Origin of the sequence: Streptomyces sp. NPDC059909 (assembly GCF_042730885.1) — a bacterium.
Taxonomy (GTDB): domain Bacteria; phylum Actinomycetota; class Actinomycetes; order Streptomycetales; family Streptomycetaceae; genus Streptomyces.
The window spans coordinates 1-14,078 of sequence record NZ_JBHWKX010000120.1; the positions used below are offsets into that span (position 1 = coordinate 1).

The following is a 14,078-nucleotide window of genomic DNA, read 5'->3' on the forward strand; positions in this document are numbered from 1 at the left end:
ACGGGCACGCCACCTACAACGCTCCAGCCCCACCCCGGACACCACCCCGACGCAGAACCACCTCGACGAAGGACCTGCGAAAGACAGGACTAGGCTCGGTCACCGTGAACGACGTGAAGGACGAGAAGCAGAGCAAGTCCGCAGCCAAACCCGCCAAGAGCGAGCAGACCCGCACACTCATCCTCGAAACCGCGCTCCGGCTCTTCCAGGAGCGCGGTTACGACAGGACGACGATGCGGGCCATCGCCCAGGAGGCAGGGGTCTCGGTCGGGAACGCGTACTACTACTTCTCGTCCAAGGAGCACCTGGTCCAGGGCTTCTACGACCGGATCGCCGAGCAGCACCAGGCGGCGGTCGCGGACATCCTGGAAGGCGGCGAGAAGGACCTCACGGCACGCATCCGCGGGGTCCTCCTCGGCTGGCTCGACATCGCCGAGCCGTACCACGAGTTCGCCGCCCAGTTCTTCAAGAACGCCGCCGACCCGGACAGTCCGCTCAGCCCGTTCTCGCCGGAGTCGGAAGGCCCCAGGGACGCGGCGATCGAGGTCCACCGCCGGGTACTGTCCGGGGCCGCCGTCAAGGTCGACCCCGAACTGGCCGAGGCGCTGCCGCAGTTGCTGTGGCTGCAGCAGATGGGCCTCGTGCTGTTCTGGGTCTACGACCGGTCCGAGGGCTGCGCCAACAGCCGCCGCCTGGTCGAGCGGCTCGCGCCGGTCACGGCCCGCGCGATCTCGCTCTCCCGCTTCCGGATCCTGCGCCCCCTGGTCAAGGAGACGCACGAGCTGCTCAGGGACTTCATGCCGACGGCGGCCGGGATGGCCGCATCGGGCAAGCCCAAGCGGACGGCGAACCGGAAGGACACGGATCAGGAAGCCTGACCGGGGGGCCCACGGTCCCGGGGCCCGGGGCCCGTGATCCGTCAGGCCTGGCGGGATGCCAGTTCGACGACGGTGATGTCGGACGGAGCGCCGACCCGCACCGGTGGACCCCACGCACCCGCGCCCCGCGACACGTAGAGCTGGGTGTCGCCGTACCGCTCCAGACCGGCGACGGTCGGATTGGCCAGCTCCGCGACGAAGTTGCCGGGCCAGAGCTGGCCCCCGTGCGTGTGGCCGGACAGCTGGAGGTCCACGCCGTGGCGTACGGCGTCGTCGATCACGATCGGCTGGTGGGCGAGGAGGACGGACGCGCGGGTCCGGTCGCGGTCACCGAGCGCGCGGTCGAAGTCGGGTCCCTGGCCCTCGCTCTCGCCCGCGACGTCGTCGACGCCCGCGAGGTCGAAGCCGGCGATCTCGACGCGGTCGTTGCGCAGCGGCGTGAGACCGAGCTCACGTACGTGGTCGACCCAGGCGTCGGCACCCGAGAAGTACTCGTGGTTGCCGGTGACGAAGTAGGACCCGTGCCGCGCCCGCAGCTGGGCGAGCGGCTCGGCGGCGCGTCCGAGGTCGGCGACGCTGCCGTCGACGAGGTCGCCCACGACGGCGACGAGGTCGGGCTGCGTGGCGTTGATCGTGTCGACGATCCGCTGGGTGTGGGCGCGGCCGAGGATCGGGCCGAGGTGGATGTCGCTGACGACAGCGATCCGGTACCCGTGCGCCCCGCGCGGCAGCTTCGCGAGCGGCACGGTGACCCGCTTCACGCGGGGTCCGCGCAGCACCCCGTACGTCCCGTACCCGACGGTCCCCGCGGCGACCGCGGCCGCCGCACCGCCGGCGACGCGCGCGACGAAGAGCCGCCGCGACAGCTCGGGGCGGGCGTCCTCCCGTACGTCCGCGGCCCCGCCCGAGCCCGCTCCTGCTGCAACTCCCGCGGCCGCGTCGGACCGGGGCGCGTCGGCGTCCGGCCCGCCGTCGACGGCGACGGCTATGCCCCCGGAGCTGTCCACGGACTCGCCCGCGGCGGCCGGAGCGCGCTCACCGGCGCCTCCGGTCGACGGGCGCGCCGAGGCGGCCATGTCCGTCACGCCCGTGCCGCCCGCTACCGCGTCGGCCGCGGCCGCCGGGCCGAGTGCTGACCGGGTGTCATCCCGCCGCGCCAGGACCCGGCGCAGAACCGGCCGCACGCCCTCCGCCACGACCAGCGCCAGCGTCAGGTACAGCAGCACCGCGAGCCACAGGTATCCCGGCCAGGCCAGGACCTGCTCGAGCCAGAAGGGCGCACCCGCGCGCCCCGACACCAGCGCCCCGACCGAGAGGAGCGGAAGCAGCACCACGGCCACCGTGCCCACCCGGCGCACGGCACTCCCCGGCACCGTCGTGTCGCGCACCAGGCGACGCCAGACGTACCAGTGGACGCCCGCCAGCACGGCGAGCACCACGGCGATCACAAGCAGGACGACCAGCACGGCACCGTTCCCTCAGTTCTCTGATCCGCGTTCGCGGCGCAATGCACGTACGCCACGCAACCCGATGACTCCGACCGCCGTCCCCAGGAGAAAGGACGTGATGGCGAGCAGCAGATGGACCCAGAAGTACGCAGTCGGGTCACCCGCGTCGTCGAAGGCGAGCCCGCTGGCGTCCTGCCACAGGTTCTTGACGAAAGTGATCCAGATGACCCAGCTCCACACCCCGAACGCGAGCAGGAACCAGGAGACGGGGCGGCTGAGCTTCATGGACTCAGTATCACCGCTGTCCTCCATACCGGTGCGGCGGGGTCCCGGTGATGGGCTGTACCGGCGGAGCTCGCGGCGGGTCACCCTGCCGGTGTCAACATCGGCGTCAACTCCATGTACTTTCTCGTCTGTGTCTGCTTTGAAGAAGACCGCATTGACGGTCATCGCCGCCGGGTTGCTGCCCGCCCTCGCCGCCACGCCCGCATCGGCGGTCACCCGCACGGTGGAGAAGGACAACGCCGGACCGAAGCCCCCGGCCGTCATGTCGACCGTCGGCGGCGCGCAGCTCGGCAAGCCAGGCACCCAGGTCAGTCTCGCGGCCGGCGCCCCCGTCCTCCCCAAGGATCTGACGGGGCGCTCCTGGATCGTCGCGGACGCGGAGAGCGGTGATGTGCTCGCCGCCCACAACGCGCACTGGCGGCTGCCTCCCGCGTCCACTCTGAAGATGCTCTTCGCGGACACCCTCCTGCCCAAGCTGTCCAAGGACGAGGAGTACACGGTCAAGGACACGGACCTCACCGGTGTCGGTGAGGGCAGCAGCCTCGTCGGGGTCAAGGAGGACCAGACCTACACCGTCCACGATCTCTGGATGGGCGTCTTCCTCCGTTCGGGGAACGACGCCGTCCACGTCCTGGCCGAGATGAACGGCGGCGTCCAGGAGACCGTCCGGCAGATGCAGGACCACGCCGATGAGCTGCAGGCGCTCGACACGCACGTCGTCACGCCGGACGGCTACGACGAGACGGGCCAGGTGTCCAGCGCGTACGACCTGACCCTGATCGCCCGCAGCGGGATGCAGAAGAAGGACTTCCGGGAGTACTGCTCGACCGCCCGCGCCAAGTTCCCCGGCGAACAGAAGCCGGGCAAGAAGCGCGAGACGTTCGAGATCCAGAACACCAACCGGCTGCTCACCGGCGACTTCGGCCTCAATCCGTACGAGGGCATCGCGGGCGTCAAGAACGGCAACACCACGCACGCGGGCGCGACCTTCACCGGTGTCGCGGAGCGGAACGGCAAGGTGCTGCTCGTCACCGTCATGAACCCGTCGTCGGACGAGAGCCAGGCCGTCTACAAGGAGACCGCCCGCCTCCTCGACTGGGGTTTCGCGGCGGCAGGGAAGGTGCAGCCGGTCGGCGAGCTGGTGCCGCCGAAGTCCGCGCACACGGACCCGTCCAACGGTTCCGAGCCGGCCGGCGCCGGGACCAGCGCGGGGACCGGTACCGGTGAGGACGGCAAGAAGAACCGGCCCGGCCCGGCGAAGGCGTCGTCCGCGAGCCACGAAGGTTCCAGCGGCGTGGGCGTCGCACTCGCGATCATCGGCGGGGTCCTGGTGCTGGTCGCCGGGGCGGTGTTCCTCGTCAACCGCCGCTGGCCGCTGCCCGATCTGGTCCGCCGCCTTCCGCGCCTCTAGGGGCTGCTGGGGGCCACAGGGGCCGTCCTGCTTCCAGGGTTTGTCCGGCTCCTAGGACTCGTCCTGCTGCTGGGGCGTGCCCCGCTGCTGGGGCGCGTCCGGCGTCGCTTCGGCGTCACCGGCCGACGGCGTCGCCGTCCAGGCGGCGCAGTACAGCAGCAGCTTGGCCGTGAAGTTGATCCACAGCAGCAGCGCGATCGGCACACCGAACGCCCCGTACATCGACTTCGCCGCGACGCCCGAGATGTAGCCGCTGAGCAGCAGCTTCAGCAGCTCGAAGCCGACCGCGCCGAGCAGCGCCGCCACGATCAGCCTGCGGCGCGGCGGCTGCACCCCGGGCAGCAGCGTCAGTACGTACAGCAGCATCAGGAAGTCGGCGAGCACCGCGACGGCGATGGCGGCGATCTGCAGCAGGACGCCGCCCACCCCGTCCCGGTCGATGCCCAGCCGGTCCGCGCCCCAGCCGACGGCGCTGGAGCCGAGCGAGGAGGCGGCGAACGACGCCAGCACGACCGCGCCGAGCCCCAGCAGGACGACCGCGTCCTTGCCCTTCCGCACGATCGGGTTGTCCCCCTCCTCGTTGTCGAGCTCCCAGACCGCTCGCAGACACTCCCGCATCGAGCCGATCCAGCCGATGCCGGTGAGGAGCAGCAGCGCACCGGCGATCAGCCCGACCGTCCCGGCGTTGTCGACGAGAGCCCCGATGTTGAGCTGCTCGGAGATCCCCGGCACCTGGTCGGCGAGCTTGTCCTCGATCGTGCGCAGCTGCTCCTCGCTGAGCAGCGCCGCGCCGATCGCCGCGGCGACCGTGATCAGCGGGAAGAGCGCGAGAAAGCTGATGAAGGTGATGGCCGCCGCGAGCCGGGTCCAGTGCACCCGGTCGAGCCGCTCGTACGAACGCCATGCGTGGGTCTTCATCAGCCGCTGCACGAGCGGGCCGATGACGGGGAGTCGGGTCAGCCAGTCCATGAGTTCCGTCTTCCCACCGGTCCGAAGACCAAGGCTCTTGTCCCCCAGAAGCGCAGGCAGGTGGCGAGTGCCATGCCGACGCCGAGCCCGGAGACGGTGTCGGCTCGGGGCGAGGTGAGCCCGAGCCCGTAGTGGGAGACGGCCAGGCAGCACACCTGGACCAGGGCGCCCGCGGCGTTCACGCCGAAGAAGACGGCGAACTCGCGCAGCCCCGGGCCTGTCCCCGGGCCCGGCCAGGCACGGCGGTGCCGGTACGTCCCGAAGGCGTTGCCGAGATACGCGACCGTGCAGCCGGCGACGAAGGACAGCACCTTGGCGGTGAGCGGGTCGGTGCCGAGCGCGCCGCGCAGCGCGATGAACAGCGCCAGGTCGGCCGCATACGCACAGGCCCCGACCAGTGCGAACGCCACCAGCTCCCGGGCTCTCTCCGACACCGGCGCGCGGCTCGCGGTTGCGCGGCCGACCGGCGCGCGGCTCACAGGTGCGCGCCGCACCGGTGCCCGGCTCGCAGGTACGCGACTCGCGGGTACGCGGCTCACAGATCCGCCACGGCCATGCCGTACATCGCGAGCCACACCAGCCCGATGACGGCGAGCGGCCGGTCGCGCAGGACGACCTCCTCCGGGGCACCGGCCGCACCCCGGTCCGCGAAGACGGCGTAGCGCAGCACCGCGAGGATGAACGCGATCATCGAGAGCTGTCGCCAGGGCAGCAGCGAGCCGTTCGCCGTCCCCCCGCTCTCCAGCGCCCAGAGGCAGTAGCCGAGCACCGCGACCCCGGCCGCCAACTGCCAGACGAAGCGCAGATATCCGGCGGTGTAGGTGGTGAGCAGCGCCCTGGTCGCGCCTCCCGCGTCCGCCATCTCCACGGCCTCCGAGTAGCGCTTGGCGGCCACCATGAAGAGCGCGCCGAAGCCGGTGGTGATCAGGAACCAGCGGGAGAGCGGGATGGACAGCGCCACGCCGCCGATCATGGCGCGCATCAGGAAGCCCGTGGTGACGACCGCCAGGTCGACGACGAGGACGTGCTTGAGCCGGACGCAGTAGGCGAGCTGCATCACGACGTACGCGGTCAGCAGCGCGGCGGTCATGGCATTGCAGAGGACCACGGCCGCGGCGGTCGTGGCGGAGGCGAGGAGCGCACCCGCCGCGTAGGCGACGGGGACGGGTACGTCCCCGGCGGCCACCGGGCGGCGGCACTTCACCGGGTGCGCCCGGTCGGCCTCGGCGTCGCGCGCGTCGTTGATCAGGTAGACGGCCGATGCGCCGGTGGTGAAGAGGGTGAAGACGACGGCCAGTTGGACGGCAGTGTGACGGGACACCAGCTCGCCCGCGGCGGCGGGAGCCGCCACGACCAGCACGTTCTTGATCCACTGGCGCGGGCGTGCGGTCCTGACGAGCCCCATGGGCAGACTCAGGGGGTGCCGCGTGCGGGCGGGCGCGGGCGGGCCGGGACGCCGCTCCGGCTGCTTCAGCACAGCGGTGCTGCGCTCAGCCATGGGTCCCCCCGCCGGCGGGGCTCCTCCGGAGCCCCGTCATCCGGAGCCCCGTACGGCCCGGCGTCGGGGCCTTCCGGGCCACTGCGGCGCTCCAGGACGGACACCCGGGTCCGGATGCCCCGGCTCCGTACCCACCGGCCGGTGCCGGCAGCCACTCCGCACCCAGACGGGCCGCGAGCGCGCCGAACAGCGCGCCCGCGGCCACGTCGGTCGGGTAGTGGACGCCGACGACGAGACGGGACACGCACATCGCGGCGGCCAGCGGAGGCACCAGTCGGCGGCCGGCCGGGCCAAGCACGCCGAAGGCGACGGTGGCCGCGGCCGCGCCGGTGGCGTGCGAACTGGGGAAGGAGTACCGGCCCGCGGTGCGCACGAGCGGCTCCCGTGCGGGAAGTCGCGGGCGTGGGCGGCGTACCGCCCACTTGACGCCGATACTCGCCAGATGGGCCCCGCCGACCAGCGCGGTCGCTCGCAGCCAGTCGCGGCGGCGCTCCCGGTCGGCCTTCGCGCACGCGAGCCCCGCCGCGATCCACAGCGCGCTGTGCTCACCGCTGCGCGAGAGCACGCGGGCCGCCGCGGCCACGCCCGGCTGCCGGCCGCAGTCGCGCATCGCCACCAGCAGCCGGTGATCGGCGGCCGCCAGGCCCGCTCCGCCGGCCCGGTCGAGGTATCGCATCTGCCACCCCTTTCGATCAACCAGGGGCGACTCTTGTCAACCGGAGGCCATCATTCACGGTCATCTTTGATGACACTCGGATAATCACCCATTCCGGCGAGTCAGCAGAGATTATCCGCAAATACCTCATAGAGGGCGATAACGTCGCACGCATGTCTGCCGACTCCCCTTCCGCCTCGTCGACTCCGGCTTCCCTCCCGTCGACTTCCCGTTCGTCGGCTCCCTCTTCGCCGACTTCCCGCACGTCGGTCTCCGCCACGTCGGTTTCCCGTCCGTCGGTCTCCCCCGGGTCGGTCTCCCGTCCGCCGGCGTCCCGCACGTCGGCGTCCCGCACGTCGGCTTCGTCGGCCACGACCGGCGACCATCTGCCCGTGGCCGTGACCGGCTGGGGTCGTACCGCCCCCTCGGCCGCGCTGCTCGTCCGCCCCCGTACGTACGAGGAGGCGGCGGCGGCCGTACGCGGCTGCGGGGCACGCGGTTCCATCGCGCGCGGTCTCGGACGGGCGTACGGCGACGCGGCGCAGAACGCGGGCGGTGCGATCCTCGACATGACCGGCCTCGACCGGATCCGCACCATCGACGCGGAGGCGGGCGTCGTGGTGTGCGACGCGGGCGTGAGCCTGCACCAGCTGATGGAGGTGCTGCTTCCGCTCGGCTGGTTCGTGCCGGTCACACCAGGGACCCGCTACGTGACGGTCGGCGGGGCCATCGGCGCCGACATCCACGGCAAGAACCACCACGTCTCCGGCTCCTTCTCGCGCCATGTGCTGTCGCTGGAACTGCTCACCGCCGACGGTGAGGTACGTACGGCCCTGCCCGGCACGGAGCTCTTCGATGCGACGGCGGGCGGGATGGGCCTGACCGGAGTGATCCTCTCCGCCACGGTCAAGCTGCATCGCGTCGAGACCTCGCTGGTGTCGGTCGACACCGAACGGGCCGCCGACCTCGACGACTTGATGGCCCGGCTCACCGCCGCCGACCGCCACTACCGCTACTCCGTGGCCTGGATCGATCTGCTCGCGCGCGGGGCGGCGACGGGGCGCGCGGTCCTCACCCGCGGGGAGCACGCCCCTCTCGACGCGCTCCCGCCGCGCGCGCTGCGCCGCCCGCTGGAGTTCCGTCCCGGCCGGCTCCCGGCCGCACCCGGATTCGTACCCGAGAGACTCCTGGGCCGTACGTCGGTCGCCCTCTTCAACGAGCTCTGGTACCGCAGGGCGCCGCACTCGCGCACCGGCGAGCTCCAGCGGATCACCGCCTTCTTCCACCCGCTGGACGCGGTCCCCCACTGGAACCGGATCTACGGGCGGAGCGGCTTCGTCCAGTACCAGTTCGTCGTCGGGTACGGGCAGGAGGAGGCGCTGCGCCGGATCGTGCGGCGGATCTCCCGGCACGGCTGCCCGTCGTTCCTGGCCGTGCTCAAGCGCTTCGGCGAGGGCGATCCGGGCTGGCTGTCGTTCCCCATGCCCGGCTGGACGCTGGCCCTGGACATCCCGGCGCGGATGCCCGGGCTCGGCGCCTTCCTGGACGAGCTGGACGAGGACGTCGCGGGGGCCGGAGGGCGGGTGTACCTGGCCAAGGACGCACGGCTGCGGCCGGAGCTGCTGGCCGCGATGTATCCCCGGCTGGAGCGATTCCGGGCGCTGCGCGCCGAGCTCGATCCGCGCGGGGTGTTCGTCTCGGACCTGTCCCGCCGCCTGACTCTGTGAGCTCCGCCCGTGTCTGTGAGCCGCCGGTGTCCGTGAGCCGCCCGTGCCCGTGAGCCACCTGTCTCTGTATGTCCGTGTCTGTGAGCCACCTGTCTCCGTGAGTCGCCTGTCTCTGTGAGGAGCTTCTCGTCATGAAGGACGCCTTCGGCACCCCCCAGTCCCTGCTGGTCCTCGGCGGTACGTCCGACATCGGCCTGGCCACGGCGCGCCGGCTGATCGCGCGCCGGACCCGCACGGTCCGGCTGGCCGGCCGCCCGTCCCCCGCCCTGGACGAGGCCGCGGCCTCGCTCCGTGACCTGGGCGCGGACGTGCTCACGGTCCCGTTCGACGCCCTCGACCCCGCCACGCACGAGGAGGTCATCGGCAAGGTCTTCGCGGAGGGCGACATCGACATGGTGCTGCTCGCCTTCGGAGTCCTCGGCGACCAGGGGCGGGACGAGGCCGAGCCGCTCTCCGCGGTGCGGGTCGCCCAGACGAACTACACGGGAGCGGTCTCCTCCGGACTGGCCTGCGCGGCCGCCCTGCAGGCCCAGGGCCACGGCTCGCTCGTCGTGCTGTCGTCGGTCGCGGCCGAGCGGGCCCGGCGGTCCAACTTCATCTACGGGTCGTCGAAGGCGGGCCTGGACGCCTTCGCCCAGGGGCTCGGTGACGCCCTCCACGGCACAGGTCTGCACGTGATGGTGGTCAGGCCGGGTTTCGTACGGTCGAAGATGACGGCGGGCCTGCCGGAGGCACCGCTGGCCACCACCCCGGAGGCGGTCGCCGAGGCGATCGAGACGGGGCTGCGGCGGCGCTCGGAAACGGTGTGGGTGCCCGGGCAGCTGCGGCTGGTGATGTCGGCGCTGCGGCACGTGCCCCGGCCGGTCTTCCGGCGGCTGCCGCTGTGACCGCGGGGGTGCCCTGTGAGCGGCGGGGGTGCGGTAGCCGACGGGGGTTGCGCTGTGATCAGCGCGGGGTGACGGGGGTGCCGGCCGGCGTTTCGACCGAGGTGGCCTGTGCGGGCACGTTGGGCAGCGTCGCGCCGCCCCCGAAGGGGTACACCTGAAGCTTGCGCCACACGCCGTCCGCGCCCTGCTCGTACAGCGCGAACGACGTGCACGTCCACGCCGCCTCGTAGTCGGCCAGCTCCTCGTAGGCCCGGTCCATCGCCTCCTCGGCGATGCCGTGCGCCACGGTCACGTGCGGGTGGTACGGGAACTGCAGCTCCCGTACCAGCGGCCCCGACGCGTCCCGGACCCGCTGCTGCAGTTGCGTGCAGGCGGATACACCCTCGACGACCTTTACGTAGACGACGGGCGAGAGGGGGCGGAAGGTGCCGGTGCCGGACAGCCTCATCGGGAACGGCCTGCTCGTCGCCGCGACCCGGGCGAGGTGCGCCTCCACGGACGGCAGCGCGGAGGCGTCGGCCTCGGTGGGCGGGAGGAGGGTGACGTGCGTGGGGATGCCGTGCGCGGCGGGATCCCCGAAGCCCGCGCGCTGCTCCTGGAGCAGGCTGCCGTAGGGCTCCGGGACCGCGATCGAAACGCCGAGCGTTACGGTCCCCACGTCGTTCTCCTCATTCGTCGGACGGTCGGTGCAGCCGCCAGTGTGACCGCTGCACCGCTCCTGTGGCCAGGGTCCTTGGGCTCAGTGCTTGGCAGGCAGGAAACCCACCCGGTCGTAGGTCCGCGCGAGGGTCTCGGCGGCGACCGTGCGGGCCTTCTCCGCACCCTTGGCGAGGATGGAGTCCAGCGTCTCCGGGTCGTCCAGATACTCCTGCGTACGGGCCCGGAAGGGTGTGACGAAATCCACCATGACCTCGGCGAGGTCGGTCTTCAGCGCACCGTAGCCCTTGCCCTCGTACTTCTGCTCCAGTTCCGCGATTGCCGTACCGGTGAGGGTGGAGTAGATCGTGAGCAGGTTGCTGACGCCCGGCTTCTCGTCCTCGTCGAAACGGATGACGGTGTCGGTGTCGGTGACGGCGCTCTTGATCTTCTTCGCGCTGGCCTTCGGGTCGTCGAGCAGGTTGATCAGGCCCTTGGGATTGGCCGTCGACTTGCTCATCTTGGCGGACGGGTCCTGCAGGTCGCAGATCTTCGCCGTCTCCTTGAGGATGTACGGCTTGGGGATCGTGAAGGTGTCGCCGTACCGGCCGTTGAAGCGCTCGGCGAGGTCCCGGGTCAGCTCGATGTGCTGGCGCTGGTCCCCGCCGACCGGGACCTCGTTCGCCTGGTACAGGAGGATGTCCGCGACCTGCAGGATCGGGTACGTGAAGAGGCCGACGGTGGCGCGGTCGGCGCCCTGCTTGGCGGACTTGTCCTTGAACTGGGTCATGCGGGAGGCCTCGCCGAAGCCGGTGAGGCAGTTCATGACCCAGCCGAGCTGGGCGTGCTCCGGGACATGGCTCTGGACGAACAGGGTGCAGCGCTCGGGGTCGAGGCCCGCGGCGAGCAGCTGGGCGGCGGCGAGGCGCGTGTTGGCCCGCAGCTCGGCCGGGTCCTGCGGAACCGTGATCGCATGCAGGTCCACGACCATGTAGAAGGCGTCGTGGGACTCCTGCAGCGCGACCCACTGGCGAACCGCGCCGAGGTAGTTGCCGAGGTGGAACGAGCCCGCGGTGGGCTGGATTCCGGAGAGCACGCGAGGACTGTCAGAGGCCATGCCCAGCATTGTCTCAGGTACCGCGGACAGGACGGGAACCGATCGGGACTTCACGGGCATCCCCGGTCGGGACTCCGTGGGCGTCCAGCCGAATTCCGTGGGCGTCCGATCGCGGTTCCCGGGCGCCCGATCGCGGTTCCGTGGGCGTCCCGTCCGGCCGGAAGCCATCGGCGTCCGGACGGGAACCGATCGGCGGTGGGCGGTGTATCAAGGGTGTGAGCATGCGGGAGGGGACCCTGGAGGGGGGCCGCACTCTGACCGTCGTCGACGAGGCCGCGGTGATCGCGCGCGTACGTTCCGGGGAGCCCGAGGCGTATGCGGAGCTGGTGCGCGCGTACACGCAGGTGGCGTTGCGCGCGGCGGTGGCGTGCGGTGCGGGGGCGGACGCGGAGGACGTGGTGCAGTCCGCCTTCTTCAAGGCGTATCAGTCACTGGGCCGGTTCCGGGACGGCTCGGCGTTCCGGCCCTGGCTGCTGCGGATCGTCGCCAATGAGACGAGGAACACAGTGCGGTCGGCGGTGCGGATGCGCGCCCTCGCCGGGCGGGAGGCGATGCTGCTGGGCGCCGCCGAGCCGCTGATACCGGACTCCGCGGATCCGGCGGCGGCCGCCGTGGCGGAGGAGCGCCGCGGGCTGCTGCTGGCCGCCCTGGACGAACTGGGCGAGGAGCAGCGGCAGGTCGTGATCCACCGCTATCTGCTGGAGCTGGACGAGACGGAGACGGCACAGGCGCTCGGCTGGCCGCGGGGCACGGTCAAGTCCCGGCTGAACCGCGCGCTGAAGAAGCTGGAGCGGCTGTTGCCGGGCGACGGCGCGGACGGTGCGGGAGGAGGTGAGGAGCGTGGATGACCAGGGGCTGCCGGAGGAGCTGCGGGAGCTGGGGCGGCGGCTGCCGGTCCCCGATGTCGACGGCGGGTCGATGGCCGAGCGGGTGCTGGCCCGGATAGTTGCCGAGTCGGTGCCCACGCCGGTGCCGGCGCCCCTGCCCGGCCGCGCGCGTCGGGCCGTGGGCTGGGCCCGGCGGCGGTGGCGGGCGCTGACCGTCACAGTGTCCGGGGCCCTGGTCGTGCTCGTACTCACTCCCCCCGTCCGGGCGACGGTCGCGGACTGGTTCGGCTTCGGCGGCATCGAGGTGCGGTACGTGCCGTCGGCGACGCCGCCCCCGCCTGCCGGGACGGTGCCGCCGTGCCACTCCCCCGTGCCCCTGGCCGAGGCAGGGCGGCGGGCGGGCTTCGCCCCGCGCGTGCCGGCCGGGCTGGGCGAGCCGGACGCGGTGTCGGTGGGCGTGGCGGCGGGCGGGCTCCGGATGATCAGCCTCTGCTGGTACGAGCGGTCGGGGACGCTGCGGCTGGACGAGTTCCCGGCGCGGCTGGACCTCGGGTTCGCCAAGGTGGTGCGGGTCCACCCGGAGTGGGTGGAGCTGTCCGGCGAGCGACCGGGGCTGTGGTTCGCCGAGCCGCACGTCCTGCGGTTCCCGCTGACCGGTGGGACCGGACAGCAGTGGACCGAGTCACGGCGAACGGCGGGCCCCACGCTGCTGTGGATGTCCCCGGACGAGCGGACGACGTTGCGGCTGGAGGGCGTGGTCGACGCGGGCCGGGCGCGGGAGATCGCGGAATCGACGCCCTGAAGCCGGGCGCAGGTCCCTGGCGGCGAAATCCGTGGCGGCGGACGGGAACCCGACCGGTTCGGGCGGTGTACCAGAAGTGACGCGGATGCGGTGCGGACGGCCCGCACCGGGCGTCGACAGGGCAGGGGGAAATATGGGACTGCTACGACGACTTGCCGCACTGGTGACACTGCTCGTCATGTCTCTGGGCGCGGCACTCTTCCTGGCTCCGGGAGCGCTGGCCGGGGGCCCGACGAGCGTGCTGATCGTCTCTCCGGAGAGCGGCGAGACGGCCTCGCTCTACTACTCCGACAAGGAGTACGAGGCGCTGACGGACCTGCTGGGTCCCGGGTCCTCGGGAGACACGGACCGGCCACCGTCCCTCGACTCCGTGACGGGAGTGCGGCAGATCAATGTGACCTGGATGGTGCACGACATCAGTCCCTGGCGGCTGGACCGGGTCCATCCCTCGGACGACGGAAGCACGGTCTGGATCCACTCGGCGGTCGGGCTGCCGACGTCGTACGACGGCCTCTGGCACAAGGCCACCGAACCGGCCGCGCTCACCACTCTGCTGAAGAAGCTCGGGGTCATGGGGCAGCGGAGCGGCGAGCATGGTGGTCAGGGCATCCCTCCGCAGTCGTCCTGGGAGGGCGGCGGCGCGACGACGGAGGCGGCTGCACCTGCGGCGCGGGCGGCGGCGACCGGCGACCGCACCGACTGGTGGTGGGCGATACCGGGCCTGGCAGCCGGGACGGCCTTGGGCCTGGCCCTCCGCCCCCTCGCGGCCCGACTGCCACGCCCACCGTTCGGAAACCGCGGCGAGGACCGGGACCCTGGACCCCGCCGGCAGCTCTTGGACGTCTAGATGATCAATTCCAAGGGGTGCCTGCAGAGACGAGAGCGAGGGCGTCCAAGATCGTTTTGTGACGAACAACCTGGACACCCTCGCGACGGCA

16 protein-coding genes are annotated in these 14,078 nt (G+C 72.0%); 7 read left to right on the forward strand and 9 right to left on the reverse strand.

Annotated elements, in window-relative coordinates:
* Nucleotides 1-104 precede the first annotated feature (104 nt).
* On the forward strand, nucleotides 105-878 hold the full coding sequence (locus tag ACFV9O_RS37540; RefSeq protein ID WP_385426770.1) for a TetR/AcrR family transcriptional regulator: 774 nt from the start codon (nucleotides 105-107) through the stop codon (nucleotides 876-878).
* Nucleotides 879-919: 41 nt separating this feature from the next.
* Here the strand turns inward: ACFV9O_RS37540 and ACFV9O_RS37545 are convergent, their stop codons facing one another.
* Together ACFV9O_RS37545 and ACFV9O_RS37550 are read right to left on the reverse strand one after the other, a co-directional pair.
* Complete coding sequence (locus ACFV9O_RS37545; RefSeq protein ID WP_385426772.1) at nucleotides 920-2,344, reverse strand: metallophosphoesterase; 1,425 nt, start codon at nucleotides 2,342-2,344, stop codon at nucleotides 920-922.
* Nucleotides 2,345-2,356: 12 nt separating this feature from the next.
* Nucleotides 2,357-2,611 (reverse strand): SCO4848 family membrane protein, encoded by a 255-nt coding sequence (locus tag ACFV9O_RS37550; RefSeq protein WP_385426775.1) that lies wholly within the window; start codon nucleotides 2,609-2,611, stop codon nucleotides 2,357-2,359.
* A gap of 130 nt (nucleotides 2,612-2,741) precedes the next feature.
* On the opposite strand from ACFV9O_RS37550, the gene ACFV9O_RS37555 reads away from it, so the two are divergent.
* A complete protein-coding gene (locus ACFV9O_RS37555) occupies nucleotides 2,742-4,022 on the forward strand; it encodes a D-alanyl-D-alanine carboxypeptidase family protein (protein WP_385426778.1) in 1,281 nt (426 codons plus the stop codon).
* A gap of 51 nt (nucleotides 4,023-4,073) precedes the next feature.
* On the opposite strand, the gene ACFV9O_RS37560 is transcribed toward ACFV9O_RS37555, so the two are convergent.
* The 5 genes from ACFV9O_RS37560 to ACFV9O_RS37580 all read right to left on the reverse strand — a co-directional run bounded on the left by ACFV9O_RS37560 (nucleotide 4,074) and on the right by ACFV9O_RS37580 (nucleotide 7,517).
* Entirely contained in the window at nucleotides 4,074-4,991 is a 918-nt protein-coding gene (locus tag ACFV9O_RS37560) for a YihY/virulence factor BrkB family protein (protein ID WP_385426780.1), read from the reverse strand.
* The gene (locus ACFV9O_RS37565; protein WP_385426782.1) at nucleotides 4,979-5,425 is read right to left on the reverse strand and encodes a GtrA family protein; all 447 of its coding nucleotides are present in this window, start codon (nucleotides 5,423-5,425) and stop codon (nucleotides 4,979-4,981) included. Before ACFV9O_RS37565 ends, ACFV9O_RS37560 begins: the two co-directional genes overlap by 13 nt.
* 101 nt (nucleotides 5,426-5,526) lie before the next feature.
* Nucleotides 5,527-6,489 carry a decaprenyl-phosphate phosphoribosyltransferase gene (locus tag ACFV9O_RS37570; protein WP_385426785.1) on the reverse strand — a complete coding sequence of 321 codons (963 nt, stop codon included), beginning with the start codon at nucleotides 6,487-6,489 and terminating at the stop codon, nucleotides 5,527-5,529.
* On the reverse strand, nucleotides 6,482-7,165 hold the full coding sequence (locus tag ACFV9O_RS37575) for a phosphatase PAP2 family protein (protein ID WP_385426787.1): 684 nt from the start codon (nucleotides 7,163-7,165) through the stop codon (nucleotides 6,482-6,484). The genes ACFV9O_RS37570 and ACFV9O_RS37575 overlap by 8 nt, the downstream gene beginning before the upstream one ends.
* 16 nt (nucleotides 7,166-7,181) lie before the next feature.
* Nucleotides 7,182-7,517, reverse strand: coding sequence for a hypothetical protein (locus ACFV9O_RS37580; protein ID WP_385426790.1), 336 nt, complete (start codon nucleotides 7,515-7,517; stop codon nucleotides 7,182-7,184).
* Between the two features lie 19 nt (nucleotides 7,518-7,536).
* On the opposite strand from ACFV9O_RS37580, the gene ACFV9O_RS37585 reads away from it, so the two are divergent.
* Nucleotides 7,537-8,871 (forward strand): FAD-binding oxidoreductase, encoded by a 1,335-nt coding sequence (locus ACFV9O_RS37585; protein ID WP_385426793.1) that lies wholly within the window; start codon nucleotides 7,537-7,539, stop codon nucleotides 8,869-8,871.
* Nucleotides 8,872-9,002: 131 nt separating this feature from the next.
* Nucleotides 9,003-9,758 carry a decaprenylphospho-beta-D-erythro-pentofuranosid-2-ulose 2-reductase gene (locus ACFV9O_RS37590; RefSeq protein ID WP_385426796.1) on the forward strand — a complete coding sequence of 252 codons (756 nt, stop codon included), beginning with the start codon at nucleotides 9,003-9,005 and terminating at the stop codon, nucleotides 9,756-9,758.
* Between the two features lie 58 nt (nucleotides 9,759-9,816).
* Here the strand turns inward: ACFV9O_RS37590 and ACFV9O_RS37595 are convergent, their stop codons facing one another.
* Together ACFV9O_RS37595 and trpS are read right to left on the reverse strand one after the other, a co-directional pair.
* Entirely contained in the window at nucleotides 9,817-10,416 is a 600-nt protein-coding gene (locus ACFV9O_RS37595; RefSeq protein WP_385426799.1) for a 2'-5' RNA ligase family protein, read from the reverse strand.
* Between the two features lie 81 nt (nucleotides 10,417-10,497).
* Complete coding sequence (gene trpS, locus ACFV9O_RS37600) at nucleotides 10,498-11,511, reverse strand: tryptophan--tRNA ligase (protein WP_385426802.1); 1,014 nt, start codon at nucleotides 11,509-11,511, stop codon at nucleotides 10,498-10,500.
* A gap of 221 nt (nucleotides 11,512-11,732) precedes the next feature.
* Here trpS and ACFV9O_RS37605 point away from each other — a divergent pair, with 221 nt between their 5' ends.
* The 3 genes from ACFV9O_RS37605 (at nucleotide 11,733) to ACFV9O_RS37615 (ending at nucleotide 13,987) form a co-directional block, all read left to right on the forward strand.
* On the forward strand, nucleotides 11,733-12,359 hold the full coding sequence (locus tag ACFV9O_RS37605; RefSeq protein WP_385426805.1) for an RNA polymerase sigma factor: 627 nt from the start codon (nucleotides 11,733-11,735) through the stop codon (nucleotides 12,357-12,359).
* Nucleotides 12,352-13,140 (forward strand): hypothetical protein, encoded by a 789-nt coding sequence (locus ACFV9O_RS37610; RefSeq protein ID WP_385426807.1) that lies wholly within the window; start codon nucleotides 12,352-12,354, stop codon nucleotides 13,138-13,140. The genes ACFV9O_RS37605 and ACFV9O_RS37610 overlap by 8 nt, the downstream gene beginning before the upstream one ends.
* 178 nt (nucleotides 13,141-13,318) lie before the next feature.
* Nucleotides 13,319-13,987 carry a hypothetical protein gene (locus ACFV9O_RS37615; protein WP_385426809.1) on the forward strand — a complete coding sequence of 223 codons (669 nt, stop codon included), beginning with the start codon at nucleotides 13,319-13,321 and terminating at the stop codon, nucleotides 13,985-13,987.
* Nucleotides 13,988-14,078: the final 91 nt, after the last annotated feature.

Excerpts from the sequence above, each read along its gene's own strand:
- ACFV9O_RS37550 (WP_385426775.1), bottom strand. The coding sequence starts at position 2,611 with ATGAAGCTCAGCCGCCCCGTCTCCTGGTTCCTGCTCGCGTTCGGGGTG.
- ACFV9O_RS37605 (WP_385426805.1), top strand. The coding sequence starts at position 11,733 with ATGCGGGAGGGGACCCTGGAGGGGGGCCGCACTCTGACCGTCGTCGAC.
- trpS (WP_385426802.1), bottom strand. The coding sequence starts at position 11,511 with ATGGCCTCTGACAGTCCTCGCGTGCTCTCCGGAATCCAGCCCACCGCG.
- ACFV9O_RS37575 (WP_385426787.1), bottom strand. The coding sequence starts at position 7,165 with ATGCGATACCTCGACCGGGCCGGCGGAGCGGGCCTGGCGGCCGCCGAT.
- ACFV9O_RS37570 (WP_385426785.1), bottom strand. The coding sequence starts at position 6,489 with ATGGCTGAGCGCAGCACCGCTGTGCTGAAGCAGCCGGAGCGGCGTCCC.
- ACFV9O_RS37560 (WP_385426780.1), bottom strand. The coding sequence starts at position 4,991 with ATGGACTGGCTGACCCGACTCCCCGTCATCGGCCCGCTCGTGCAGCGG.
- ACFV9O_RS37590 (WP_385426796.1), top strand. The coding sequence starts at position 9,003 with ATGAAGGACGCCTTCGGCACCCCCCAGTCCCTGCTGGTCCTCGGCGGT.
- ACFV9O_RS37615 (WP_385426809.1), top strand. The coding sequence starts at position 13,319 with ATGTCTCTGGGCGCGGCACTCTTCCTGGCTCCGGGAGCGCTGGCCGGG.